The 22,532-nt window shown below is 70.5% G+C and carries 24 protein-coding genes; 14 read left to right on the top strand and 10 right to left on the bottom strand.

Annotated features, from left to right (window positions below; translation table 11 throughout):
- Positions 1 to 16 precede the first annotated feature (16 nt).
- Complete coding sequence (locus ACIQF0_RS10445) at positions 17 to 868, top strand: UbiA family prenyltransferase (RefSeq protein ID WP_401027073.1); 852 nt, start codon at positions 17 to 19, stop codon at positions 866 to 868.
- Here the strand turns inward: ACIQF0_RS10445 and ACIQF0_RS10440 are convergent.
- From ACIQF0_RS10440 to tkt, 4 genes are read right to left on the bottom strand one after another with little or no spacing between them, the layout of a single operon-like run.
- Positions 858 to 1,745, bottom strand: a complete 888-nt coding sequence (locus ACIQF0_RS10440) for an SDR family NAD(P)-dependent oxidoreductase (protein ID WP_401027071.1) — start codon at positions 1,743 to 1,745, stop codon at positions 858 to 860. The two genes, ACIQF0_RS10445 and ACIQF0_RS10440, sit on opposite strands and share 11 nt — an antisense overlap.
- Positions 1,742 to 2,938, bottom strand: coding sequence for a zinc-dependent alcohol dehydrogenase (locus ACIQF0_RS10435; RefSeq protein ID WP_401027782.1), 1,197 nt, complete (start codon positions 2,936 to 2,938; stop codon positions 1,742 to 1,744). The genes ACIQF0_RS10440 and ACIQF0_RS10435 overlap by 4 nt, the downstream gene beginning before the upstream one ends.
- Positions 2,926 to 4,068 carry a transaldolase gene (tal, locus tag ACIQF0_RS10430; RefSeq protein WP_401027069.1) on the bottom strand — a complete coding sequence of 381 codons (1,143 nt, stop codon included), beginning with the start codon at positions 4,066 to 4,068 and terminating at the stop codon, positions 2,926 to 2,928. The genes ACIQF0_RS10435 and tal overlap by 13 nt, the downstream gene beginning before the upstream one ends.
- Positions 4,069 to 4,098: 30 nt before the next feature.
- Positions 4,099 to 6,306: a transketolase gene (tkt, locus tag ACIQF0_RS10425; RefSeq protein ID WP_401027066.1), complete on the bottom strand. Its 2,208-nt coding sequence runs from the start codon at positions 6,304 to 6,306 to the stop codon at positions 4,099 to 4,101.
- 251 nt (positions 6,307 to 6,557) lie between these two features.
- Between tkt and ACIQF0_RS10420 the strand changes: the two genes are divergently transcribed.
- From ACIQF0_RS10420 to ACIQF0_RS10385, 8 genes are all read left to right on the top strand, one after another.
- A complete protein-coding gene (locus tag ACIQF0_RS10420) occupies positions 6,558 to 7,034 on the top strand; it encodes an SRPBCC family protein (protein ID WP_401027064.1) in 477 nt (158 codons plus the stop codon).
- Positions 7,031 to 8,623 carry a phytoene desaturase family protein gene (locus tag ACIQF0_RS10415; protein ID WP_401027061.1) on the top strand — a complete coding sequence of 531 codons (1,593 nt, stop codon included), beginning with the start codon at positions 7,031 to 7,033 and terminating at the stop codon, positions 8,621 to 8,623. Before ACIQF0_RS10420 ends, ACIQF0_RS10415 begins: the two co-directional genes overlap by 4 nt.
- 153 nt (positions 8,624 to 8,776) lie before the next feature.
- A complete protein-coding gene (locus tag ACIQF0_RS10410) occupies positions 8,777 to 9,457 on the top strand; it encodes a hypothetical protein (protein WP_401027058.1) in 681 nt (226 codons plus the stop codon).
- Positions 9,444 to 9,860, top strand: a complete 417-nt coding sequence (locus tag ACIQF0_RS10405) for a phage holin family protein (protein WP_401027056.1) — start codon at positions 9,444 to 9,446, stop codon at positions 9,858 to 9,860. The genes ACIQF0_RS10410 and ACIQF0_RS10405 overlap by 14 nt, the downstream gene beginning before the upstream one ends.
- Positions 9,836 to 10,453 carry a DUF3618 domain-containing protein gene (locus ACIQF0_RS10400; RefSeq protein ID WP_401027054.1) on the top strand — a complete coding sequence of 206 codons (618 nt, stop codon included), beginning with the start codon at positions 9,836 to 9,838 and terminating at the stop codon, positions 10,451 to 10,453. The genes ACIQF0_RS10405 and ACIQF0_RS10400 overlap by 25 nt, the downstream gene beginning before the upstream one ends.
- 67 nt (positions 10,454 to 10,520) lie before the next feature.
- Entirely contained in the window at positions 10,521 to 12,776 is a 2,256-nt protein-coding gene (locus ACIQF0_RS10395) for a catalase (protein ID WP_401027051.1), read from the top strand.
- A gap of 11 nt (positions 12,777 to 12,787) precedes the next feature.
- The gene (locus ACIQF0_RS10390; protein ID WP_401027049.1) at positions 12,788 to 13,195 is read left to right on the top strand and encodes an ankyrin repeat domain-containing protein; all 408 of its coding nucleotides are present in this window, start codon (positions 12,788 to 12,790) and stop codon (positions 13,193 to 13,195) included.
- A complete protein-coding gene (locus ACIQF0_RS10385) occupies positions 13,195 to 14,232 on the top strand; it encodes an iron-containing redox enzyme family protein (protein WP_401027046.1) in 1,038 nt (345 codons plus the stop codon). The genes ACIQF0_RS10390 and ACIQF0_RS10385 overlap by 1 nt, the downstream gene beginning before the upstream one ends.
- Here ACIQF0_RS10385 and ACIQF0_RS10380 read toward each other — a convergent pair.
- Positions 14,154 to 14,351: a CDGSH iron-sulfur domain-containing protein gene (locus tag ACIQF0_RS10380; protein WP_360030378.1), complete on the bottom strand. Its 198-nt coding sequence runs from the start codon at positions 14,349 to 14,351 to the stop codon at positions 14,154 to 14,156. The two genes, ACIQF0_RS10385 and ACIQF0_RS10380, sit on opposite strands and share 79 nt — an antisense overlap.
- A gap of 185 nt (positions 14,352 to 14,536) precedes the next feature.
- Here ACIQF0_RS10380 and ACIQF0_RS10375 point away from each other — a divergent pair, with 185 nt between their 5' ends.
- The 4 genes from ACIQF0_RS10375 (at position 14,537) to ACIQF0_RS10360 (ending at position 17,881) form a co-directional block, all read left to right on the top strand.
- Complete coding sequence (locus ACIQF0_RS10375; protein WP_401027043.1) at positions 14,537 to 15,526, top strand: NAD-dependent epimerase/dehydratase family protein; 990 nt, start codon at positions 14,537 to 14,539, stop codon at positions 15,524 to 15,526.
- On the top strand, positions 15,523 to 16,020 hold the full coding sequence (locus tag ACIQF0_RS10370) for a phosphatase PAP2 family protein (protein WP_401027040.1): 498 nt from the start codon (positions 15,523 to 15,525) through the stop codon (positions 16,018 to 16,020). Before ACIQF0_RS10375 ends, ACIQF0_RS10370 begins: the two co-directional genes overlap by 4 nt.
- Positions 16,021 to 16,119: 99 nt before the next feature.
- A complete protein-coding gene (locus ACIQF0_RS10365) occupies positions 16,120 to 16,491 on the top strand; it encodes an STAS domain-containing protein (protein WP_401027037.1) in 372 nt (123 codons plus the stop codon).
- Between the two features lie 106 nt (positions 16,492 to 16,597).
- Positions 16,598 to 17,881, top strand: coding sequence for a cation:proton antiporter (locus tag ACIQF0_RS10360; RefSeq protein ID WP_401027035.1), 1,284 nt, complete (start codon positions 16,598 to 16,600; stop codon positions 17,879 to 17,881).
- A gap of 51 nt (positions 17,882 to 17,932) precedes the next feature.
- On the opposite strand, the gene ACIQF0_RS10355 is transcribed toward ACIQF0_RS10360, so the two are convergent.
- From ACIQF0_RS10355 to ACIQF0_RS10340, 4 genes are read right to left on the bottom strand one after another with little or no spacing between them, the layout of a single operon-like run.
- On the bottom strand, positions 17,933 to 18,793 hold the full coding sequence (locus tag ACIQF0_RS10355; RefSeq protein WP_401027033.1) for a TauD/TfdA dioxygenase family protein: 861 nt from the start codon (positions 18,791 to 18,793) through the stop codon (positions 17,933 to 17,935).
- Positions 18,790 to 19,584: an ABC transporter ATP-binding protein gene (locus tag ACIQF0_RS10350; protein ID WP_401027031.1), complete on the bottom strand. Its 795-nt coding sequence runs from the start codon at positions 19,582 to 19,584 to the stop codon at positions 18,790 to 18,792. Before ACIQF0_RS10350 ends, ACIQF0_RS10355 begins: the two co-directional genes overlap by 4 nt.
- Positions 19,577 to 20,596 (bottom strand): glycine betaine ABC transporter substrate-binding protein, encoded by a 1,020-nt coding sequence (locus tag ACIQF0_RS10345; RefSeq protein ID WP_401027028.1) that lies wholly within the window; start codon positions 20,594 to 20,596, stop codon positions 19,577 to 19,579. The genes ACIQF0_RS10350 and ACIQF0_RS10345 overlap by 8 nt, the downstream gene beginning before the upstream one ends.
- 15 nt (positions 20,597 to 20,611) lie before the next feature.
- Positions 20,612 to 21,406, bottom strand: a complete 795-nt coding sequence (locus tag ACIQF0_RS10340) for an ABC transporter permease (protein WP_401027025.1) — start codon at positions 21,404 to 21,406, stop codon at positions 20,612 to 20,614.
- A gap of 110 nt (positions 21,407 to 21,516) precedes the next feature.
- On the opposite strand from ACIQF0_RS10340, the gene ACIQF0_RS10335 reads away from it, so the two are divergent.
- Entirely contained in the window at positions 21,517 to 22,053 is a 537-nt protein-coding gene (locus ACIQF0_RS10335) for a TetR family transcriptional regulator (protein ID WP_360030250.1), read from the top strand.
- Between the two features lie 94 nt (positions 22,054 to 22,147).
- Here the strand turns inward: ACIQF0_RS10335 and ACIQF0_RS10330 are convergent, their stop codons facing one another.
- Positions 22,148 to 22,477 carry a hypothetical protein gene (locus ACIQF0_RS10330; RefSeq protein WP_401027022.1) on the bottom strand — a complete coding sequence of 110 codons (330 nt, stop codon included), beginning with the start codon at positions 22,475 to 22,477 and terminating at the stop codon, positions 22,148 to 22,150.
- Between the last annotated feature and the right edge of the window lie 55 nt (positions 22,478 to 22,532).

Genomic DNA, 22,532 nt, shown 5'->3' with positions numbered 1-22,532 from the left:
CGCCTACACTCGGCAGATGAGCGGCACAGCGGTCCACAGCGGGAAGTCGTCGCGCACACTGCTCGGACTCGCGCAGGCCTGTCATCCCCTGCCCAGTCTCGCGGTCACCGCGGTGGCCGTCCTTCTGGGACTGGGCAACGGGCTCGACGGCCCGCGCACGATCCTGCTCGGCGCCGCAGTGCTCGCCGGACAGCTGTCGATCGGCTGGTCCAACGACTGGATCGACGCGGCGCGCGACCGTGCCACCGGCCGCACGGACAAACCCGCTGCCACCGGAAGCGTTTCCGTGCGCGCGGTCGCGGTGGCGGCCACAGCGGCATCGGTCGCGACGGTCGTGTTGTCGTTGCTGCTGGGGTGGTTCGCCGGCATCGCGCTGATCCTGAGCGTCATGGGTGGCTGGGCGTACAACCTCGGTCTCAAGGCCACGGTCTTCTCCGGTGCCGCCTACCTGTTCGCGTTCGGCGCGCTGCCGGTCGGTGTGTACGCGGCCGCGCCGGGAGAGCCGTGGCCGCCGTGGTGGGTCCCGGTGGTCAGCGCGCTGCTCGGGTTCGGGGCACATTTCGCCAACGTGCTCCCGGATCTGCGCGCGGACGCCGAAACCGGCGTGCGCGGTCTGCCCCACCGGCTCGGCCCGCGCGCCGGGGTGATCGTCATGGCCGCCGCCCTCGCTGCGGCGTCCGCGGTGCTGGGCCTCTCCCCCGCCGGAGCGTCCGTCCTCTACTCGGTGGTCGTGGTGACGGCCGGGATCGCGCTGGCCGCCGCCACCACCGTGGCCGCGATCCGCGCACCGCACAGCGCGATCGCCTTCCGGCTCACCGTCGCGATCGCGCTGCTGGACGTGGTGCTGCTCATCACGATCACCGCGTGACGGGCCACCGTCCCCGCGTCCGTTCCAGGGCCGGGAACGGCTCGAAGACGTTGCCGGGTGTGGGGTCGACCGGCGTCCTGGTCAGCCCCGCCAGCCGGAACAGCGGCCCGACGAGCAGGTCGTAGAGCCTTGGCACGCAACGGAACGCCGTGATGATCAACGGATTTCCCGGCCCCACCCGCACCGAGACGTGCCGACGGGGGTGGTCGGCCAGGCGGACGATCGCGGCGGCGACCCTGCCAGGACTCAGGACCGGGACCGGTGGCCGCATCGCGCGGCCCGTGTAGTTGGCCGCCTGGTCGTACACCGGTGTGTTGACGCTGCCGGGACTCACGATGCACACGTGCACCCCTGGTTCGTCACGGGTTTCCTGTTGCAGGGTCCGCAACAACGCGCGTTGTCCCCACTTGGCCGCCGTGTAGGCGCCCATGCGCGGCACGGTGACCGAGCCGAGCAACGAGTTCACCCCGACGAACACGCCGGAGCGCTGGCGGCGAAAGACCGGCAGGACCGCTTGCGCGAGGTGGAGCGTGCCGTGGATCGCGGTGTCGACGACCGCGTTGAACACGTCCGCGGGCATCGCCTCCACGGTGCCGTACGCCATCACCGTCGCGCTGTGCACGACGACATCGATGCGCCCGTGCCGTTCCAGCACGTACCCGACGATCCGGCCGGCGCCACCGGGATCGCCGATGTCGTCGACGATCACGTCCAGCGCACCGGTTCCCACTGCCCTGCAGACCTTCTCCGCCGCGTCCAGCGCCTCGCCGCTGCGGGACACCAGCACGACGTCGTCGCCACGAGAAGCGAACGCCGTCGCGGTGGCGAGTCCGATTCCGCTGCTGGCGCCCACGACGAGCACGACGCGCCCGGTCACGGGCTCAGCACGACCTTGACGCAGCCGTCGCTCTTGGCGCGGAACATCTCGTACCCCCGCGCGGCGTCGGCGAGCGGGATGCGGTGCGTGGTCAGGTCGAGGGTTCCCAGCGGGTCGGCGGGATCCAGCACCAGTGGCAGGATCTCGTCGGTCCAGCGGCGCACGTGCGCCTGGCCCATCCGCAGCTGGATGCCGCGGTCGAACATCTCCATCATCGGCATCGCGTCCAGTTCACCACCGTACACACCGGACACCGAGACCGTGCCGCCGCGGCGGACACCCTTCAGTGCCGCGTGCAGGGCGTCGAGACGGTCGACGGCCAGCTTGTCGGTCACCTTCTGGGCCAGCGCGTCGGGAAGCAGGCCGGTGGCCTTCTGCGCCAGGGCGACGAACCCTCCGCCGTGGGCCTCCATGCCGACGGCGTCGATGGTGGCGTCCGGGCCGCGGCCGTCGACCATGGCGATCAACGCGGCCGCCAGGCCCTCGGAGCCCTCGAACTCGTCGAAGTCCACCGGTTCGGCGCCGTGCTTCTCGGCCAGCGCGAGCCGTTCGGGAACGCGGTCCACGCCGATGACGCGACCGGCACCGAGTTGCTTGGCGACGCGGACGGCGAACTGCCCGACCGGGCCCAGACCGAGCACGGCGACGGTGCCGCCGGCCGGCACGTCGGCGTAGCGGACGGCCTGCCACGCGGTCGGCAGGATGTCGGACAGGAACAGGAACTGGTCGTCGGGCGTGCCGTCCGGGACGACGATCGGCCCGAACTGGGCCTGCGGCACGCGCAGGTACTCGGCCTGGCCGCCGGGGACCGAACCGTAGAGCGAGGTGTACCCGAACAGGCTCGCGCCCTTGCCCTCCCCGCGCACCTGCGTCGTCTCGCACTGCGCGAACAGGTCGCGCTCGCACATCCAGCAGTGTCCGCAGGAGATGTTGAACGGCACGACGACCCGGTCGCCCACCTTGAGGTGGCCGCTCGCTTCGGAACCGACCTCCTCGACGACGCCCATCGCCTCGTGGCCGAGCACGTCGCCCGGCTTCAGGTAGGGCCCGAGCACGCCGTAGAGGTGGAGGTCGGATCCGCAGATGGCGGTCGAGGTGACCTTGATGATCGCGTCGGTCGGCGTCTCGATGCGCGGGTCCGGCACGTCGGTGACCTGGACCTTCTCATTGCCCTGCCATGTCAGCGCTTTGATGACGTCTCCTTCGTGAGAGCGTGGCTGAGCTGACCGCGCACGGTGTCCGCGAGCTCGTCCCAGCTGTCGATGAACTTCTGGACTCCCTGGCGTTCCAGCTCGCCGGTGACCTCGCGGTAGTCGACGCCGAGCTCAGCGATCTCGTCCAGCACCTCCTGTGCGGGGCCGTAGATCTCCTCCAGCACGACGGCGGGTGCGGAGCCGTGGTCGGCGAACGCTTCGAGCGTGGGGCCGGGCATCGTGTTGACCGTGCCGGGAATGGCCAGTTCGGACACGTACATCGTGTCCGGGCAGGCGGGGTCCTTCACGCCGGTCGACGCCCACAGGGGCCGTTGCGGCCGGGCGCCCGACGCGGCCAGGTTCTGCCAGCGCTGGGTCGCCAGGCTTTCGACATGGATCTCGTGAGCCAGGCGGGCGTTGGCGATCGCCGCCTTGCCCTTGGCCGCCTTCGCGCGGTCCGTGCCGATGGCGTCGAGTCGCGCGTCGATCGCGCTGTCCACACGGGACACGAAGAACGAGGCGACCGAGTGGATGGCGGACACGTCGTACTCGTTGAACGCCGCTGTCTCCAGACCGGTGTGGTAGGCGTCGATCACGTCGCGGTAGCGGTCGAGGGAGAAGATCAGGGTGACGTTGACGCTGATGCCCTCGGCGATGACCGCGGTGATCGCGGCGAGTCCCGCGGTGGTGGCGGGAATCTTGATGAGCAGGTTCGGCTCGTCCACCGCCGCCCACAGCAGCCGGGCGCGGTCGATGGTGGCCTCCGCGTCGTGAGCGAGGCCGGGGTCCACCTCCAGCGACACCCTGCCGTCGACGCCGTCCGTGCGGTCGTAGATCGGGCGCAGCACGCGGCAGGCCGCCCGGACGTCGTCGGTCGTGATGGCGAAAACGGTGTCCTCGACGCCTGTTCCCGCCTTCGCGAGGTCTCTGAGCTGCGACGTGTAGCTCTCGCCCTTGGCCAGGGCCGAGGCGAAGATCGTGGGGTTGGTCGTGATGCCGACGACGCCGCGGTCCGCGATCAGCGCCTCCAGCCGGCCGTCGGACAGGAGCTCGCGGGACAGGTCGTCGAGCCAGATCGACACCCCTGCGGCGGCGAGTTCGGCGAGCGGGTGGTCGTGGCCCGTGGGCATGATGCCTCCGTAGTCGGAAATCCTCGTGGTTCAGGCAGGGCGGTCGCCGGTGCCGCCGGTGGTGGGCGCGGCGGACTGCTGCACCCCTCCAGGGCGGACCGCGCCGGCCGCGTCGCGCAGGCTGTCGTGCGCGGCCGCGGCGACCGCGGCGGCGGTGATGCCGAACTCGTCGTAGAGCCGCCGGTGGTCGGCGGAAGCGCCGAAGTGCTCCAGCGACACCGTCCGGCCGGCGTCGCCGACGACGTCGCGCCAGCCCTGGGCGACCGCGGCCTCGACGCTCACGCGGGCGCGCACGTCCGGCGGAAGCACTTCGTCCTGATAGGACAGTTCCTGCTCGGCGAACCACTCCCGGCACGGCATCGAGACCACGCGGGCGGTGATGCCGTCGTCCTCGGCGAGCAGTCGCCTGGCGTCGAGGGCGATCTGGACCTCCGAGCCGGTCGCGACCAGGATCACGTCGGGTTCCTCGGCTCCTGCCAGGACGTAGCCGCCGCGGGCGGCACCTTCTGCCGGGGCGACACCGCCGGGACCGCGGTCGAGCACCGGAACGTCCTGCCGGGTCAGTGCGAGGCCCGCGGGGCGGTCCTGGTTCTCCAGGATCCGCCGCCAGCAGACGACCGTCTCGTTCGCGTCCGCCGGGCGGACGACGTCCAGGCCGGGGATCGCGCGCAACGCGGCGAGGTGCTCGATCGGCTGGTGGGTCGGACCGTCCTCGCCGAGGCCGATGGAGTCGTGGGTCCACACGTAGGTGACCGGCAGCTTCATGAGCGCGGCCAGGCGGATCGCGGGACGCTGGTAGTCGCTGAAGACCAGGAACGTGCCGCCGTACGGGCGGGTCAGGCTCTGCAGCGCGATGCCGTTGAGAGCCGCGGCCATGGCGTGCTCGCGGATCCCGAAGTGCAGCGTCCGTCCGTAGGGTCCGCCCTGCCACTGCGCGGTCTGCTTGCCGGCGGGGACGAACGACGGTTCGCCGTCCATCGTGGTGTTGTTGCTCCCGGCCAGATCCGCCGAGCCACCCCACAGTTCCGGCAGCACCGGTGCCAGCGACGTGAGGACCTTCCCGGACGCCTTGCGGGTCGCCATTCCCTTGGCGTCGGCGGGGAACACGGGCAACGCGTCCGTCCAGCCTTCCGGGAAGCGCTGGTCCCGCAGGCGATCCAGCAACGCCGCGCGGTCCGGGTGCGCTGCCCTCCAACGCTCGTAGGTCGTCTCCCAGCGTTGATGGGCGGCCGCACCCCGCGCCACGACCTCGCGGGTGTGCGCGAGGACCCCGTCCTCCACCACGAAGCTCCGCTCAGGGTCGAACCCGAGCAGCGTCTTGAGCGCGGCGACCTCCTCGTCACCGAGCGCCGAACCGTGTGCCGCACCGGTGTTCTGCTTGGTGGGCGCGGGCCAGCCGATGATCGTGCGCACCACGATCAGCGACGGCCTGCCTGTCTCGGCCTTGGCCGCCTCCGTCGCGGCGAGCACCGCGTCCACGTCCTCGACGTACCGGCCGGAGGCCGTCCAGTCGACGACCTGGACGTGCCAGCCGTGAGCGGCGTAGCGGGCCGCCACGTCCTCGCTGAACGAGATGCCGGTGTCGTCCTCGATGGAGATGTGGTTCGAGTCGTAGAACGCCACCAGGTTGCCGAGCTCCTGGTGTCCGGCCAGTGACGCCGCCTCGGCGGTGACGCCCTCCATGAGGTCGCCGTCCGAGGCGAGCACGTACACGTGGTGGTCGAACGGGCTCTGCCCCGGTTCGGCGTCCGGGTCGAGCAGTCCGCGTTCGCGTCGCGCGGCGAGCGCCATGCCCACCGCACTCGCGAACCCCTGCCCGAGCGGGCCGGTGGTGATCTCCACGCCACGGGTGTGCCGGTACTCGGGGTGGCCGGGGGTGGCCGAGTCCCACGTGCGCAGCGCCTCCAGATCGGCGAGTTCGAGTCCGTGGCCACTGAGGTAGAGCTGCACGTACAGCGTCAGACTCGTGTGGCCGCAGGACAGCACGAACCGGTCCCGGCCGAGCCACTGGTCGTCGGTGGGATCGTGCCGCAGCACCTGCTGGAACAGCAGGTGTGCCAGCGGCGCCAGGCTCATCGCCGTCCCGGGGTGGCCGTTGCCGGCGCGCTGGACGGCGTCCGCCGCGAGCACTCTGGCCGTGTCCACGGCACGGACATCGGCTTCGGTCCAGCCGGCGGCCTTCGCGACAGGCGCGGGCAACGACGGGTCGCGGACCGAACCGATGGCCGTACGTGTCATGAGGTGAGGCCTTCCTTGAAGCACGGGAGAACGACGGCGAAACAGGCGGGATTCGGGTAAGGGCGACGGGCACGGCCCTCCCCGGTCAACGAGGTCGCCGGTCCGGGCGGCCACAGATGCTCCTTCTGGCGAATAGCCGTGCTGAACGACCTCAAACACGTATCCCGGTGTGCCTCCTGCCGCATGAACGCGCCGAATCCGGGAACAGAGTGGACACCGCACCACTCAGGCAGGAAGAGAAGGGACCGGTCATGATCAAGACAAGTCGTGTCGTGGGCACGAGCCCGGACAACGTCTTCGCCGTCCTGGCCGACGGCTGGTCCTACGCGGGCTGGGTCGTCGGCAACTCGCACATCCGGGACGTGGACGCCGGCTGGCCGTCGGTCGGCACCCGCATCCACCACAGCGCGGGAGCCTGGCCGGCGCAGATCGAGGACACCACCAGCGTCCTGGCCGTCGAACCGGGCAAGTACCTCGAGCTGGAAGCACATCTGTGGGTGTTGGGCACGGCGCGGGTCCGCATCAGCATGGTCCCGACGCACAACGGCACCGGCACGCAGGTGATCATGGAAGAAGAGATCGTGGGCGGCCCGGCCAAGCGGCTCCCCGCCCTGGTCCAGGGGATGATGTTCCGGCCTCGCAACGCGGAGTCGCTCGCCCGGCTCGGCGACCTCGCCCTCGGCCGCGACACACCGGCCCTCAACGCCACCGAGGCACCGCTTCAGTGACCACGACGACGGTGGACGCCGTGGTGATCGGTGCCGGCCCCAACGGGCTGGTGGCGGCGAACCTGCTGGCCGACGCCGGATGGGAAGTCCTGGTCCTGGAGGCCGCCGACGAGCCCGGCGGAGCCGTTCGCACCGCCGAACTGATCGAACCGGGGTTCCACAGCGACCTGTTCAGCTCCTTCTACCCGCTGGGCGCGGCGTCCCCGATCCTGCGCGGGCTGGACCTGGAAAGCCACGGGCTGCGCTGGGTGCACGCGCCCGCAGTGGTCGCGCACGTTCTGCCCGACGACCGGTGCGCGGTCCTGTCGCGGGACCTCGACGCGACCGTCGCGTCGCTGGCCTCCTTCGCGCCGGCCGACGGGGACGCGTGGCGCAGCGAGTTCGCCCTGTGGCGGCGCATCCGCGAGGACCTGCTCGACTCGTTGTTCACGCCGTTCCCGCCGGTGCGGCCGGGAGTCCGGCTCGCGCGGAGACTCGGCGTGGCGGAGGCCCTGCGGATGGCCAGGATGCTGACCATGCCGGCCAGGACCCTCGCCGAGGAACGCTTCACCGGTGACGGCGCCAGGGTCCTGCTCACCGGCAACGCCCTGCATTCCGACCTGGGTCCTGGCCAGTCCGGTAGCGCGGTGTTCGGCTGGTTGCTCTGCATGCTCGCCCAGGACGTCGGTTTCCCGGTGCCGGAAGGCGGAGCCGGCGCGTTGACCGCGGCGCTGGTGCGCAGGCTGACCGCGCGGGGCGGCCGGATCGAATGCGGTCGTGAGGTGACGGAGGTGCTCGTCGCGCGCGGTCGTGCCGTCGGCGTCACGGACAGCGGCGGCGCCAGGGTCCGGGCGCGGCACGCGGTGCTGGCCACCGTGCCCGCCCCCACGCTGTACGGGCGAATGGTGGACGCCGGGCACCTACCGGCACGCCTGCTCGACGACCTGCGCAACTTCCACTGGGACGACGGCACGGTCAAGGTCGACTGGACGCTGTCACGCCCCGTTCCGTGGACCAATCCGGCGGCAGGTTCGGCCGGCACGGTGCACCTGGACTCCGATCTCGGCGGTCTCACCGACTTCGGAGCGGCACTGGCCGGTGGCCGTCTGCCCGACCGGCCGTTCCTCCTGCTGGGCCAGATGACCACGACCGACCCGTCCCGCTCCCCCGAGGGCACGGAGACCGCCTGGGCCTACACCCACGTGCCGCGAGGGATGCGCTGGGACTTCGACGCGGTCCGCCGCCACGCCGACCGCGTCGAGCAGGTCGTCGAGCGGCACGCACCCGGTTTCACCGCCACGATCCGCGGCCGGCACGTGTCCGGCCCGCACGACCTGGAGAGCAGGGACGCCAATCTGGTCGGCGGCGCGATCAACGGCGGCACGTCCGCGATCCACCAGCAGCTGGTGTTCCGCCCGCTGCCGGGCACCGGGCGCGCCGACACCCCGATCGACCGGCTCTACCTCGCCGGGGCCTCGGCACATCCGGGCGGCGCGGTGCACGGTGGGCCAGGAGCCAACGCCGCCCGTGCCGCTCTGGCCAGGGCGGGCGTGGGCGGCGCGCTGTACGGGCGATCGATGAGGGCCCTGCAGGACCTGATCTACACCTGAGGTCCCGCACGACCGCCGGGCGTCTCTACCCACTATCCGCACGCGAAATCCTTGTATCCCAATAACTTCTGCCGTCTCGAACTGGTTTCCGCCGTTCGCTGCGGGGTAGCTCGCACTGCGAGCACACACATGCCGACAGCGGAGGAGTCAGTCGTGGCCGAGGACCAGATGGGCGGTGTTCGTGAGACCGTCCAGCAGGAAGGCACCGCGGTGGTGCATCACGCCAGGGACGCCGCCGAGGAAGTGCGTGCGACAGCCCAGGACCAGTTCGGCCAGGTGGCGCACGAGGCGAAAGCCCAGGCGAACCACGTCCTGCACGACGCGCGAACGAGAGTGGCCGAGGAGGCTGAGCAGCAGGCCAGGAAGGCGTCGAGCCAGCTGGGCCGGATCGCCGACGAGCTGAGCTCGATGGCCGAGAGCGCCTCGCCGGACTCGATGTCGGCGGGCGCCATCCGCCAGGTCGCCGACACCAGCAGGCAGGCGGCGACCTACCTCGACGAGCGGGGCGCCCGCGGGCTGCTCGACTCCGCCCAGGACTTCGCCCGGCGCAAGCCCGGCATGTTCCTGCTGGGCGCGGCGGTGGCCGGCTTCCTCGTCGGCCGCGTGGCCAAGAGCGCGACGGGCCGGCAGGGCAACGGACAGGCCTCCGCTCAGCGCACTCCCCCGCCGGCGCCCGCGGTGCCGGAGTTCGCCGCGACACCCGCGCCGCGCGTGGACGAACCAGAGCCCGCGCCCTTCGACGAGCACGGCACGATCGGCACGGAACCGCCGCTGCGGGAGCCGTACCCGTCAGGCCCGGTGCCCACCGGAGGTGCCCGGTATGTCAACCCCTGACACCGGCATTCCTCCCGCGCCCGTCGAACGCGAGTCGCTCGGCGAACTCGTCGGAGAACTCGCGCAGGACCTCTCGCGGTTGATGCGCCAGGAACTCGAACTCGCCAAGGCCGAGATCCGCGAGGAGGCCAAGAAGGCGGGCAAGGCAACGGGAATGCTCGCCGGCGCGGGCTTCGCCGGGTACATGACCGCGGTGCTGCTCAGCCTCGCCGCGGTCTTCGCGCTCGGCGCCGTCCTGCCTCTCGGCTGGGCCGCGCTGATCGTCGCGGCGGTCTGGGGCATCGCGGGCTTCGCCTTGTACAGCAACGGTCGCACCAGGCTCCGCCAGGTCGCGCCGAAACCCGAACGCACAGTCGATTCCCTCAAGGAGGACGCGGAATGGGCGCGACACCCGACCAAATAAGGCGCGAGATCGACGGCACGCGCGCAGAACTCGTCCACGACGCGAACCGCCTGGTCGATCGGACCAGTCCGCGCCGCATCGCACAGCGTCGCACCCAACGGCTCCGGAACGGCCTCGCCTCGTTGCGCGACAACGTGATGGGCACGGCCACCAGCGCCACCTCGACGGCGCAGGACCAGGCGCACCAGACGAAGGACATCGTCTCCGACAACGCCGAGCGCGCCGTCGAGGCGGTGCGGGACGCACCTCGCCAGGCGATGCGGCAGACCCAGGGCAACCCGATCGCGGCCGGGATCATCGCGTTCGGCGGCGGCCTGCTGGTCGCCTCGCTGTTGCCGAGGTCGCAGGCGGAGCAACAGATCGTGACGGAGATCGGCGAACGCGCGAGCGACGTGATCGAGCCCGCCAGGCAGTCGCTCGCCGAGTCGGCCGGGCACCTGAAGGAGGACATCTCCTCGAACGTGCGCGACGCGGCAGGTGAGGTCAAGCAGACCGCCTCGGACGCCGCGGACGCCACGCTCGAACAGGGCAGGTCCTCGGCTCAGGACGTGGGCCAGCACGGCCGCGACGCTGTTCACAACGCCAAGCCCTGACAAGGCTCACGAAGGGGCCTCGACCTCCGAGGAGGCCGAGACCCCTTCCCCCTTTGAGGAGGATGCAGTGGCCACCACCCGCAAGCCAGGCAAGCTGGTGAAGGCGGCACTCGAGAAAGCGGTGGAAAAGGTCACCGAACTGACCAACCCGCCGATCCCCGGCGCACCGGCCGGCGAGCCGCCCTCTCTCACCGAACCGACCGTCCCACGTGGACCGTTGCCGCCCAAGCCGGACCAGACAGGGCCGGAGACGGTGTCGCCGACGGGTGCGCCCACCGGAGCCCCGCAGGTGGCCAACGGGCAGCAGGGCGACTTCCTCACCACGTCGGCCGGCGCACGGCTGTACGACACCGACCACTCCTTGAAGGCCGGTGACCGCGGACCGACCCTGCTGCAGGACCACCACCTGCGCGAGAAGATCACGCACTTCGACCACGAGCGCATTCCGGAACGGGTCGTGCACGCCCGCGGCTACGGTGCACACGGCGTGTTCGTGGGCTACGGCACGGCTGCGAACGTCTGCACGTCCGCTTTCCTGGGCGACGGTGTCGAGACACCGGTGTTCGTGCGGTTCTCCACCGTTCTGGGCTCGCGGGGTTCGGCGGACACCGTCCGCGACACCCGCGGGTTCGCCACGAAGTTCTACACCCGGGAAGGCAACTTCGACCTGGTCGGCAACAACATCCCGGTCTTCTTCATCCAGGACGGCATCAAGTTCCCGGACGTCGTCCACGCGGCCAAGCCACACCCGGACCGCGAGATCCCGCAGGCGCAGAGCGCGCACGACACGTTCTGGGACTTCGTGTCCACCCACACCGAAGCCACCCACCACGTCATGTGGAACATGTCGGACCGCGGGATCCCCCGGTCCTACCGCACGATGGAGGGCTTCGGCGTCCACACGTTCCGCCTCGTCAACGCCGACGGCGAGACCGCGCTCGTGAAGTTCCACTGGAAGCCGAAGCTCGGCGTCCACTCCCTGGTGTGGGAGGAGGCGCAGATGATCAGCGGCGTCGACCCCGACTTCCACCGCCGGGACCTGGCCGACGCCATCGAGTCCGGCGCCTACCCGCAGTGGGAACTCGGTCTGCAGATCTTCCCGGACACGCCCCGGCAGACGTTCGAGGGCATCGACCTGCTCGACCCGACGAAGATCGTGCCGGAGGAACTCGCGCCGGTGCAGCCGGTCGGGATCATGACGCTCAACCGCAACACGACGAACTACTTCGCGGAGACCGAGCAGGTCGCGTTCCACCTCGGAAACATGGTGCCGGGCATCGACGTCACCGACGACCCGCTGTTGCAGTCCCGGCTGTTCTCCTATTTGGACACCCAGCTGTCCAGGCTCGCCGGGCCGAACTTCAACCAGATCCCGATCAACCGCCCGCACGCGCCGGTCAACGACATGCTCCGCGACGGGTTCCACCAGCACGCGGTGCACGCCGGCGTAGCCCCGTACCGGCCCAACACCCTCGACGGCGGCAACCCGTTCGAGACGGGAGCCGAAGATCGGCCGTTCGTCGAAGTGGCGCAGCCGTTGCCCAAGTCGACGAAGATCCGGCAGTCGCCCACGTCGTTCGCGGACCACTACTCGCAGCCGAGACTCTTCTGGCTGAGCCTCTCCCCGGTCGAGAAGGAACACGTCGTGCGCGCGTTCACCTTCGAACTCGGCAAGTGCTACGAGCAGACCATCAAGGAACGCGAACTGCTCGTGCTGGCCAACGTCGACAGGACGCTGTGCGCCGAGGTGGCCAAAGGGCTCGGACTGCCGGCACCGGCGGCCACCGTGCGGCCGAAGAAGGTCGAGCCGAGTCCTGTCCTGTCGCAGATCGGGCAGACCTGGCCGACCGACGGGCGCGTCATCGGGATACTGGTCGATCCGGCCGATCTCGACGGCGTGCGGACCGTCCGCGAGACGATCCTGGCCGGTGGGATGCTGCCGTTGCTGATCGCCCCGACCGGCGGGCCGCTCGACGCCGAGAGCGGTCTGGTCGCGCAGCGCACGTTGCTCACGGCGCGGTCGGTCGAGTTCGACGCCCTGCTGGTCGCGGGCAGTCCTCCCGCTGGTGCCGACGCACCGGGAGAGGCCGTCGAGCCGGGTGACGCGATCGACCCGCGCGTCATCCGGATGATCCAGGAGTGCTACCGCCACGCCAAGGCGATCGGCTCCTGGGGCGGCGGACGCGTCGCCGTCGAGGCAGCCGGGTACACCGCCGAGCCGGGAATCGTGACCGGCGACGACCCGGCGGACGTCCTCAAGGCGATGACGATCCTGCTCGAGGCGCACCGGGTGTGGGAGCGCTTCCCGGCGACGATCGCCTGAGGGGTCCGGTCGTGACCGAAGCGCTCACCGAAGAGGAACTCGCCTTCCTCGGCTCGATGTTCGACCTGGCCCGAGCCGGCGACACGGCCCGGCTGGCCGAGGCCGTCGACGCCGGGATACCGGCGAACCTCACCACCAGCACGGGTGACTCCTTGCTCGTCCTCGCCGCCTACCACGACCATCCGGAGACCGTCCGGGCGTTGCTGGAGCGAGGCGCCGACACCGCGCGGGTCAACGACCGGGGTCAGACGGCGCTCGGGGCCGCGGTCTTCCGCCGCTCCGAGCGCACCGTCGCACTGCTGCTGGGCGCGGGAGCGGACCCCGCCCTGGGACCCCGGTCCGCCCTCGACATCGCCCGCTACTTCGACCTGACGGAGATGCTGTCGCTGCTCACCGCGCGGAGACCCGAGGAGGTGTGATGACTCTCAACCGGTATGAAGGTCTCCCCGGCGGGTATTACAACCGGGTGAAACTTCCCTCGCCACGAGGTCCTCTCTCCGAGCACGTCGTCGCCGCGCTCAGCGGTGAACCCGACGGGCGAGCGATCGCTTTCGCGGCCGCTGATCCGTACGGCGAGGATCTGACCATCGCACTGCACACGTTGTACGAGCTGCATTACGGCGGCTTCGACGGCGTGGACCCCGCTTGGGAGTGGGATCCGGAGCTGCTGCGCCTGCGGGCCCGCGTCGAACACGTCTTCCTGCACGCGCTTCGGTCCGATGTGGACGGCGGCGACGACCTCGACGCCGCGCTGGACGCGTTGCTGATCGAGCGGGTCCCCGGCAACGGTGTGTCGCATCACCTGCGGGACAGCGGAACCTGGGACCACATGCGCGAGTTCTTCGCGCACCGCTCGGTGTACCACCACAAGGAAGCCGATCCGCACGCCTGGGTGATCCCCCGGCTGCGCGGCGAGGCCAAGGCGGCGCTGGTCGCTGTCGAGTTCGACGAGTACGGCGGCGGTCGCGCCGACCGGATGCACTCAAGGCTGTTCGCGGACCTCCTCGACGGCGCCGGAATGCGGTCGGAGTACCTGCACTACCTCGACGAGGTGCCGGCGCCGGCCATCGCGATCGTCAACATGATGTCGATGTTCGGCCTGCACCGGTCGCTGCGAGGCGCACTGGTCGGCCACTTCGCCGCCGCCGAGATCACCACCGGCCCGAGCGCCCACCGCATGACCCAGGCGCTCGCCAGGTTGGACGCCGACCCTCGCTGCGTCGAGTTCTACACCGAGCACATCGAGGCCGACGCCGTGCACGAGCAGATCATGCGCCGTGACGTCATCGGCTCGCTGCTGGAGCAGGAACCGTCGCTCAGGACCGACGTGGTGTTCGGAGTCCAGGCGACCGAACTGCTCGAAGAACGGCTCTCCGCTCACCTGCTGTCGTCGTGGGAGGCGGGCGAGTCGTCGCTGCGGACCCGCTTGCGATGGCTGGTGTCGCAGAACGGGTAACGCTTGCTGCGGCGGCACGCGCACACCGCGACCACGAACCGGTCGCTGGTGTGCGTCACGCCGTCGTCGGTGACGATCTCGACCGGTCCTTCGACGAGCATCGGGCCGTTCGGCACCATCGTCACCCTGCGCGAGTCCTTCTCGGTCACTGCACATCACCACCCAGGTCTGAACTACCCGCGGTTCGGTTCGCTGAATCGAGGGAAGACCACAGAGGAAACTCCCGGGAGGCGAACGTGAAGGCAGTCGTGTGGCACGGCAGGGGCGCGGACGGTCCGCTCGAGACCGTGCTGGACGTGAGTCGATGAAGGTCGTCATCACCGGTGCGAGCGGCAACGTCGGCACCGCGCTGCTCCGGCGATTGGCCGAGGAGCCCGGCGTCGAGGTGCACGGCGTCTCCCGCAGGCGTCCGGCCGCCGGACCTCCCTACGACGTCAAGTGGACCCCTGTCGACATCAGCAGGCAGGGCGCCGAGGAAGCACTCGGCACGGCGTTCGAGGGCGCGGACGCCGTGGTGCACCTCGCGTGGCTGATCCAGCCGGCTCGGGACGAGCGCCTGATGTGCACGACGAACGTGGCGGGATCCGCGCGGGTGTTCGACGCGGCGGCGGCAGCGGGTGTGCCGCACCTGGTGCACATGTCGTCGGTCGGCGCGTACTCGCCGGGGAGCAAGGACCGCCGGGTGGACGAGACGTGGCCGGTCGACGGCGTGACGACGTCGTTCTACAGCAGGCACAAGGCCGCCGTGGAGCACATGCTGGACGTGTTCGAGGACAGGTTCGTCGTCAGCAGGCCGCGGCCAGGACTGATCCTGCAGTCCGACGCCGGAGCGGAGATCCGCGACTACTTCCTGGGCCGGCTGGTACCGCGAAGCCTGTTCCGGCACCGGATCCCGGTGCTGCCTCTGCCGCGCGACATGGTGTTGCAGTTCGTGCACGCCGACGACGTCGCCGACGCGCTGGCGCTGATCGTGGCGAAGCGGTTGCCCGGTGCGGTCAACCTCGTGGCCGAGCCCGTGATGACGCCCAGGGCCTTCGCGGAAGCGCTGGGCACACGGCACGTGCCTGTCGCGCCGGGAGTGTTGCGGCAGCTGGCGAACGTCACCTGGCACCTGCGACTGCAGCCCACCTCGTCCGGATGGGTCGACCTGGCGTTGAAGTCGCCGCTGCTGGACGCGTCACGGGCACGCACAGAGCTGGGCTGGAAGCCGAGGTTCGGTTCGGAGGAGTCGCTCCGGGAGATCGTGCGCGGCATCGGCCGAGGCGGCCGGGTCGACGCGAGTCCAGCGCTGTGACGCCGGAAGAGCTGGACCAGAAGTCCACACAGGACAGCGCACTGCTCCCAGCCGAACGCCCCGATCTGGTCGTGATCGCGGCCAGCATCGCCGCACGTGGTGGTGTCCTGTGGCTCCCGGTCGCCTGGCTGCTCGCCAGGTCGGGGAGGCGCAGGACCGCGTTGCTGGCACTGCGGGCCGGCGCGGTCGCGATGCCGCTCGGTCACCTGCTGAGCCTGCTCATTCCCCGCCGCAGGCCGCACTCGAACCTGCCCGCTCGTCGCGCGCTGCCCGAACATCCGGACTCCTCGTCGTTCCCGTCGAAGCACGCGATGATCGCGGCGGCGTTCGGCACCGCGGTCGCGCTCGAGGACCCGGCGGCGGCCCTGTTCGTCACGCCGCTGGTGCTCCTGGTCGCCTACAGCCGCCTCCGGACACGGGTCCACTGGCCGACCGACGTGGCTGGAGGGTTGCTGCTGGGCGTTCTCGTGGCCCTGGGTCTCAAGAAGCGTTAGACCCCGAACCGCGGTTGAGGGTCCAACGCGAGCGTCGTACCGTTTGTACCCACTCACGGAGGATCGAGCTCGGAAGCGTGCACGAGAGGTTGAGCTGTGATGGGCGAGCGTGGTGAGGACACCCAGCTGGCGCAGGCAGAGACGGTCGTCCACGACGGTGTCGCCGTGGTGAGGCTGACAGGCGAGATCGACATGATCAACGCCCAGGACACGCGGTCGGTGTTGCAGTCGCAGCTGGACGCACGACCTGAGATCCTGATCGTCGACCTCGCGCTGGACTTCCTCGGTTCTGCGGGCCTGGTAACGCTGTTCGAGGCTCACACACGCGCTGAACAAGACCATGTCGCGTTCGCCGTCGTGGCAGCCGAGCACGTCCCGCGGCACGCGCTGGAGGTCAGCGGTCTCGACCACGCGTTCGCGGTTTTCGACACGGTCGCGGACGCCTTCGAGGCGCTCCGGAGGAACGACTAGCCACCGCCTCGCCCGGCTGCCGCGCGCCAGGCCGTACCCGCCGCTTCGGTTCAGCTTGGCCAAACGGGGTATCTGACCAGTTCGAGGGTCGAACGAGAGGCACACCGTGGATCCAGGCCCCCTGTTGTACACCGGCGCGGGGCTTGCGACGCTCGCCGCCGCTCTCCTGCCCCGGCTGCTCGACCGCGTACCGATCTCCATGCCGATGCTCTTCCTCGGCGCCGGCGCGCTGACGTTCTCCGTGGTCGAACCGCTACCCGCACCCGATCCCGTGGAGCACAGCGGTCTGCTGCTGCACCTGACGGAGATCTGCGTGATCATCTCGCTGATGGGCGCGGGCCTGGCCCTCAACCGGGTGGTGAGCCTGCGCGGGTGGGCGAGCACCTGGCGTCTGCTCGCCATCACCATGCCGTTGTCCATGCTCGGCGTGGGCCTGCTCGGCTGGGGCGTTCTCGGCCTCGGCGTCGCGGCGTCGGTCCTCCTCGCGGCGGCCCTCGCCCCGACCGATCCCGTGCTGGCAGGCGAGGTCCAGGTCGCCGAACCGGCGGAGAACCCGGAGTCCGACGAGGACGAGGCGCGGTTCGCACTGACCTCCGAAGCAGGCCTCAACGACGGACTGGCCTTCCCGTTCACCTACGCCGCCATCGCGATCAGCCTCGCCGGAGCCGCTCCCTCGGCGTGGCTCGGCCACTGGCTCGCGCTGGACGTGCTCTGGCGGCTGGTGGCCGGGCTGGCCGTCGGCCTGCTCATCGGCTGGGCGCTCGGCAAGCTGTTCTTCTCGGCGCCCTCGAAGAAGTTCCGGCTCGCCGAGCACGCGGAGGGGTTCGTCGCCCTCGCCGCGACGTTCCTCGCCTACGGACTCACCGAACTGATCGGCGGTTACGGGTTCGTCGCCGTCTTCGTGAGCGCCTGCGCGATCCGGGCCGGTGAACGCCGCGACGGCTACCACCAGGTGCTGCACCGCTACGTCGAACAGGCCGAGCGCATGCTCACCGTGGTGATCGTCTTCTTGCTCGGCGGCGCCGCGGCCACCGGCCTGCTAACGGGGACCACCTGGGCCGAGATCCTGGTCGCCGCCGCGATCCTCGTGGTGGTGCGGCCACTGGCGGGCTGGATCGGCCTGTTCGGCGGCCGGTCCGGCCCTCGGGAACGAGCCGTCATCTCGTTCTTCGGCGTGCGCGGCGTCGGCTCGCTGTTCTACCTCGTCTACGCCCTGCAAGAAGGCCGGTTCGCCGAGCAGGACGCGCTCTGGCGGGTCGTCGCGCTCGTCGTGATCGGCTCGATCCTCGTGCACGGACTGTCCGCGTCGCCGATCATGTGGCTGCTCGACCGGAAGCGCCGGCAGAAGGCAGAACGCCGGCACGACAAGCCGTCCCACACCCACGTGTGAGCGACGAGCGGCCGTTCGGCCGGAGCGACTTACCTCGCGGCCCCGCAGGGTTCAGGTTCCAGCCACCGTTCCAGGGCCGACGGGCTGGTCGCCGCGGAGGGTGATCCGGTGCATGACCCGGTGCTGGTCGCCGTAGTCGTCGACGGCGAGGTGGGCGGTGCTGCGGTTGTCCCACACCACGACGTCTCCGGGAGCCCAGCGGTGGCGGATGCTGTACTCCTGCCGGCCGATGGCGGCGAAGAACAGGTCGAGCAGGGCGCGACTCTCGGTCTCCGACACGTCCTTGACGTGCGTGGTGAAGCCGGGGTTCACGAAGAGGCTGCGGCGGCCGGTCTCGGGGTGGACGCGCACGACCGGGTGCGTGACGGGGTCGAGCGACCGGACCCGTTCGCCCTCCCAGAGGTTTCCCTCGCCGGACTGCCGGACGTGCAGGAACTCCTCGAAGTCCTTGCGCCCGTCGTGGACGGCCTCGAGCTTGTCCGCCAGCTCGCGCAGTGGCGGTGACAGCCAGAGGTAGGCGGCTTCGAGGTCGGTCCAGCAGGTGTCGCCACCGGTGGGCGGCAGGTCCACCGCGCGCAGGACGGAGCCCAGCGGCGGTGTGCGGGTGAACGTGACGTCGGTGTGCCACTCCGGCGCCTTGCCGCCGTCACCGGCGTCGATCACGTAGATCTCGGGGTGTTCGTCGTCGAGGCCGGGCACGATCGGGTGGGCCGGGGTCAGCTCGCCGAGCGACGCCGCGAACGCGCGGTGGGCGGACGGGTCGAGCCGTTGGCCGCGGAACACGAGCACCTTGCGGTCGAGCAGGGTCTGCCGGATCGCGGCCGTCGCGTCGGAGGTGAGCCCGTCCGCGAGGTCCACACCGGACACCTGCGCGCCGATGGCGATCGTCAGAGGTTCGAACGAGAGCGTCATCGCTTCTCCACGAGCTGGTCGGGACGGGAGGTCAGGGTCGCTCGCACCGCGGCGCCCACTTCGCCGCGCAGGGCGGCGTAGCGCGGCGAGCCGCGCAGTTCGTCGGCCGGCACCCCGTGGCGGGGCAGGTCGACGGGCAGGCTCAGCGCGTTTCGGCCCGGCCGGTCGGTGAGCACGAGGACGCGGCTGCCGAGGAACACCGCCTCGTCGACGCTGTGCGTCACGAACACGACCGACCTGCCGTCGCCGGCGAGTGAGCGCACGTCCTCCTGCAGCCGTTCCCTCGTGAGGGCGTCGAGCGCGGCGAACGGCTCGTCCATCAGCAACAGCCGCGGACGTGCGGCGAGTGCCCTGGCGATGGCGACCCGCTGCTGCTGCCCGCCGGAGATCTCCCACGTGCGGCGCGGGCCGAGGCCGTCGAGCCCGACCAGCGAGAGCAGTTCCGCCGCCCGCGCCTGCCGGTCCGGCTTCGGCACCTTCGCCCACTTGAGCGCCGTGGTGATGTTGCCCGCGACCGTGCTCCAGGGGAACAGCCGGGGTTGCTGGAAGACCACTCCGACCTCGCGGCCCGGCACCGGCGGCTGGCCGAGCAGCTCGACGTCCCCTGTGGACGGACGCTCGAACCCGGCCAGCAGGCGCAGCAACGTGCTCTTGCCCGACCCGGACGGGCCCACGACGACCAGGAACTCCCCCGGTTCCACCGCCAGGTCCAGCGGACCGAGCGCCGGCACCGGGCCTGCCTTCGTGAGGTAGGCGTGTTCGACTCCGCGCAGTTCTGCGACGTCAGGCACGCCCGGCTCCCGGTGCTCGCAGCGCGGCCTGGAACGCCTTCAGGTCCGGCACCTGTTCGACCTTCTTCTGCGCGCGCAGGAACTCCGCCGTGTCGAGCAGGCGGTTCGCGAGTTGCCCCGGCGCCTGCGGGGTGCCGAAGTAGTCGGGACCGCGCTGCTCGTCGTGGTCGAGGTAGATGTTCTGCTTGAGCTGGGACAGGGCGTCCGCCTCCCCGATGCCGATCTGCCTGCTGACCGCGGCCGCGACCGTCGCGGGGTCGGTCTTGATCAGCTTGAGCGCGTCGTTCGTCGCGGCCAGCCACTTGTCGATCGCGTCGGGGTCGGCGTCGGCGAACTCCTTGCGCGCCACGGTGAACGTGAGGGTCGGCTTGCCGGCGGCCGCCAGTTTCGCGCTGTCGGTGAGCGTCACGCCGTCCTGCTGCAACACGCTCAGCACCGGAGTCCAGACGTAGGCGCCGTCGATGTCGCCGCGCTGCCACGCGGCCTGAATGTTCTGGGGTTCGAGGTCGACCAGCGTGACCGAGCCCGCGTCGACCCCGGCCAGTTCCAGTGCGGCGAGCAGGCTGTAGTGGGCGGTCGAGCTGAACGGCGCGGCGATCTTGCGGCCGGCCAGCTCCGAGATCTTCGTGATCCCGGTGGCCTTGCGCACCACGAGCGCCTCGCTGTCACCGATGACGTTCAACAGCTCGATCACCTGGTACGGGATGTTCAGCGGCGGGCAGAGGCCGGCGGCCGCGGGACTGCTGCCGATCACCGCGAGGTCGATCGCGCCGCTCAGGAACGCGGTGTTGATGCTCGCGCCGGAGTCGAACGAGGTCCAGGTGATCTTGTGGTCCGGTAACGCCTTCTCGAGCGTCTTCTGGTCCTTCACCAGCAGCGTGCTGTCGGCGAAGTTCTGGAACGCCACCCGCACGCTCTTCTGGGCACCCGGTGACGAGCCGCCCACACCGCAGGAGGCCAGCACCGGTGCGGAGGCGAGCAGAGCGAGCATGGTCCTGCGCGTGATCGGCATGAGGGTTCCTTCGTCTCAGGCGCGTCCGCGCCACGGGGACAACGCGCGTTGGGCGGCCACGATCAGCGAGTCGATGATCAGACCGGTGACGCCGATGACGAACAGACCGAGGATGACCACCGCGGTCTGGTTGAAGCGCTGGGCGTTGAGCACCATTCCGCCGATGCCGTCCGCGCCGTTCACGGTCTCCGCCGCCACCACGGAGCTGTAGGCGATGCCGACGGCGAGCCGGACACCGGTGAGGATCTCCGGTCCCGACGCGGGCAGGATCACCGCGCGGACGACGTCGAACGCGTTGGCGCCCAACGCCTGCGCGGCCTCGACGTACTGCCGGTTGACCCCGCTCACCGCGGCCGCGGCGGCCACCGCCACCGGCGGGAAGGCGGCGATCATCAGCAGGTAGACCTTGGGTTCCTCGTCGATGCCGAACCAGATCACCAGCAGGCTCAGGTACGCGAGCGGCGGAAGGGCCCGCAGGAACGCCACGGCGGGCTCGGTCACCGCCCGGACCACCGGGATCAGCCCCATCGCCAGACCGAGCACGAGGCCCAGCAGCACTCCGTAGAAGCACCCGTAGCCGACCCGCCGCAGGCTGACGCCCAGCCGTTCGGCCAGCGTCGAACCGGCATAGCCGCCCTGACCGTTCGTGAAGTCCGATGTGGACAGAAGCTGGTGCCACACCTGACCTGGACTCGGCAGCACGGCCGCGGGCCAGATCTGGGCCAGTGCGACCAGCTGCCACACCAGGAAGAGCGCGGCGACGGCGACCAGCCGCACCAGCAACCACCGTGACGTCAAGGTCTTGGACACGCCGGTGAATGTACTTACGTACACATCCCCGGTCAGGACCGTTCCGTATCGTGGTCCGCTGCGACACTGCCTCTTGCGCGGAGGCTCGGCGAACCGGTAGGGAGCGACGAATGGCACGGCGGCACGACCCGCACCGCCGGGAGCGGATCATCGAGGCCGCGGTCGAGGTGATCTCCGAGTCCGGTCTGCCCGCCCTGACCCACCGGACCGCCGCCGCGCGCGCGGACGTGCCCCTGGGCTCGACCACCTACCACTTCCTGAGCCTGGACGAACTGCTCGACGCCGCCGTGCACACCGTCGCCGAACGCAACGTCGCACGCCTGCGCGACTGGGCGCTCTCACTGCCGGCCGACGCCGATCTGAGCTCCGAGCTCGCGAGCTTCATCCTCCTGCTGGCAGGCGAACACCGGCAGACGAGCGTGCTCGCCTACGAGTTGTACGGCGGCGCCCTGCGACGGCCGGCGTTGCGGGCCGCCAGCACGTCGTGGGACGAGATGCTCACCGAGGCTTTCGAGTCCAAAGTGGACACGACGACCGCGCGGGCCCTCACCGCGATGTTCAACGGGTTGCTCTACCAGGCCCTGGTTTCGCCGGGCAAGCCGAAGCACGCCGACCTCGAACAGGTGCTGCGCCGCCTGCTCCGCTGAGAAGACGCCTGCGGCGAAACGTGGCGAGAGCCCCCGGCCGGAGTGTGGGGTCGGGGACCCACGCCGGCCGGAGGCTCTTCTGTACCACTGGGAATCAGGCGTTCTTCCAGGGCCTGCAGCCTTCCGTCTCCTCGCAGACCCGGAACCGGGTGACGCTCGAGAAGTCGTAGACGACCTCGCTGTTGCACGCGTTGCCGCTGCCGTTCCAGTCACCGACGTGGTCCGAGCCGCCGTTGCTGGTCTGGTACTCGGTCCGCACGCCGTGTCCGTCGGCTTCGTTGTCGCAGACGCCGATCGTCCAGTGACTGGCGTCCACCCAGCCGCGGTCGCTGCCGTGCTTGTCCTCCTGGTAGTGCGCCTGCGCGGCGGTCGCGGTGAGCACCATGGTCAGCGGAATCGCCGCGAGCACGGCGATTCGGCTCATCCGCCTGATCTTCCTCGGCTGCTGTTCCATCTTCTCCCCCTGGCTGTCGGTCTTG

The sequence above is a fragment of the Lentzea sp. NPDC092896 genome (genome assembly GCF_044754905.1).
Lineage (GTDB): Bacteria > Actinomycetota > Actinomycetes > Mycobacteriales > Pseudonocardiaceae > Lentzea.
Note: the sequence above shows the minus strand (reverse complement) of the source record. Positions and strands in the feature narration are given on the sequence as shown.

What these genes read in the sequence shown, in the direction of transcription:
- tkt (WP_401027066.1), bottom strand. Translation starts at nt 6,306, where the DNA reads ATGACACGTACGGCCATCGGTTCGGTCCGCGACCCGTCGTTGCCCGCG.
- ACIQF0_RS10405 (WP_401027056.1), top strand. Translation starts at nt 9,444, where the DNA reads ATGTCAACCCCTGACACCGGCATTCCTCCCGCGCCCGTCGAACGCGAG.
- ACIQF0_RS10345 (WP_401027028.1), bottom strand. Translation starts at nt 20,596, where the DNA reads ATGCCGATCACGCGCAGGACCATGCTCGCTCTGCTCGCCTCCGCACCG.
- ACIQF0_RS10375 (WP_401027043.1), top strand. Translation starts at nt 14,537, where the DNA reads ATGAAGGTCGTCATCACCGGTGCGAGCGGCAACGTCGGCACCGCGCTG.
- ACIQF0_RS10355 (WP_401027033.1), bottom strand. Translation starts at nt 18,793, where the DNA reads ATGACGCTCTCGTTCGAACCTCTGACGATCGCCATCGGCGCGCAGGTG.
- ACIQF0_RS10420 (WP_401027064.1), top strand. Translation starts at nt 6,558, where the DNA reads ATGATCAAGACAAGTCGTGTCGTGGGCACGAGCCCGGACAACGTCTTC.
- ACIQF0_RS10335 (WP_360030250.1), top strand. Translation starts at nt 21,517, where the DNA reads ATGGCACGGCGGCACGACCCGCACCGCCGGGAGCGGATCATCGAGGCC.
- ACIQF0_RS10365 (WP_401027037.1), top strand. Translation starts at nt 16,120, where the DNA reads ATGGGCGAGCGTGGTGAGGACACCCAGCTGGCGCAGGCAGAGACGGTC.
- ACIQF0_RS10330 (WP_401027022.1), bottom strand. Translation starts at nt 22,477, where the DNA reads ATGAGCCGAATCGCCGTGCTCGCGGCGATTCCGCTGACCATGGTGCTC.
- ACIQF0_RS10380 (WP_360030378.1), bottom strand. Translation starts at nt 14,351, where the DNA reads ATGGTGCCGAACGGCCCGATGCTCGTCGAAGGACCGGTCGAGATCGTC.
- tal (WP_401027069.1), bottom strand. Translation starts at nt 4,068, where the DNA reads ATGCCCACGGGCCACGACCACCCGCTCGCCGAACTCGCCGCCGCAGGG.
- ACIQF0_RS10400 (WP_401027054.1), top strand. Translation starts at nt 9,836, where the DNA reads ATGGGCGCGACACCCGACCAAATAAGGCGCGAGATCGACGGCACGCGC.
- ACIQF0_RS10385 (WP_401027046.1), top strand. Translation starts at nt 13,195, where the DNA reads ATGACTCTCAACCGGTATGAAGGTCTCCCCGGCGGGTATTACAACCGG.
- ACIQF0_RS10445 (WP_401027073.1), top strand. Translation starts at nt 17, where the DNA reads ATGAGCGGCACAGCGGTCCACAGCGGGAAGTCGTCGCGCACACTGCTC.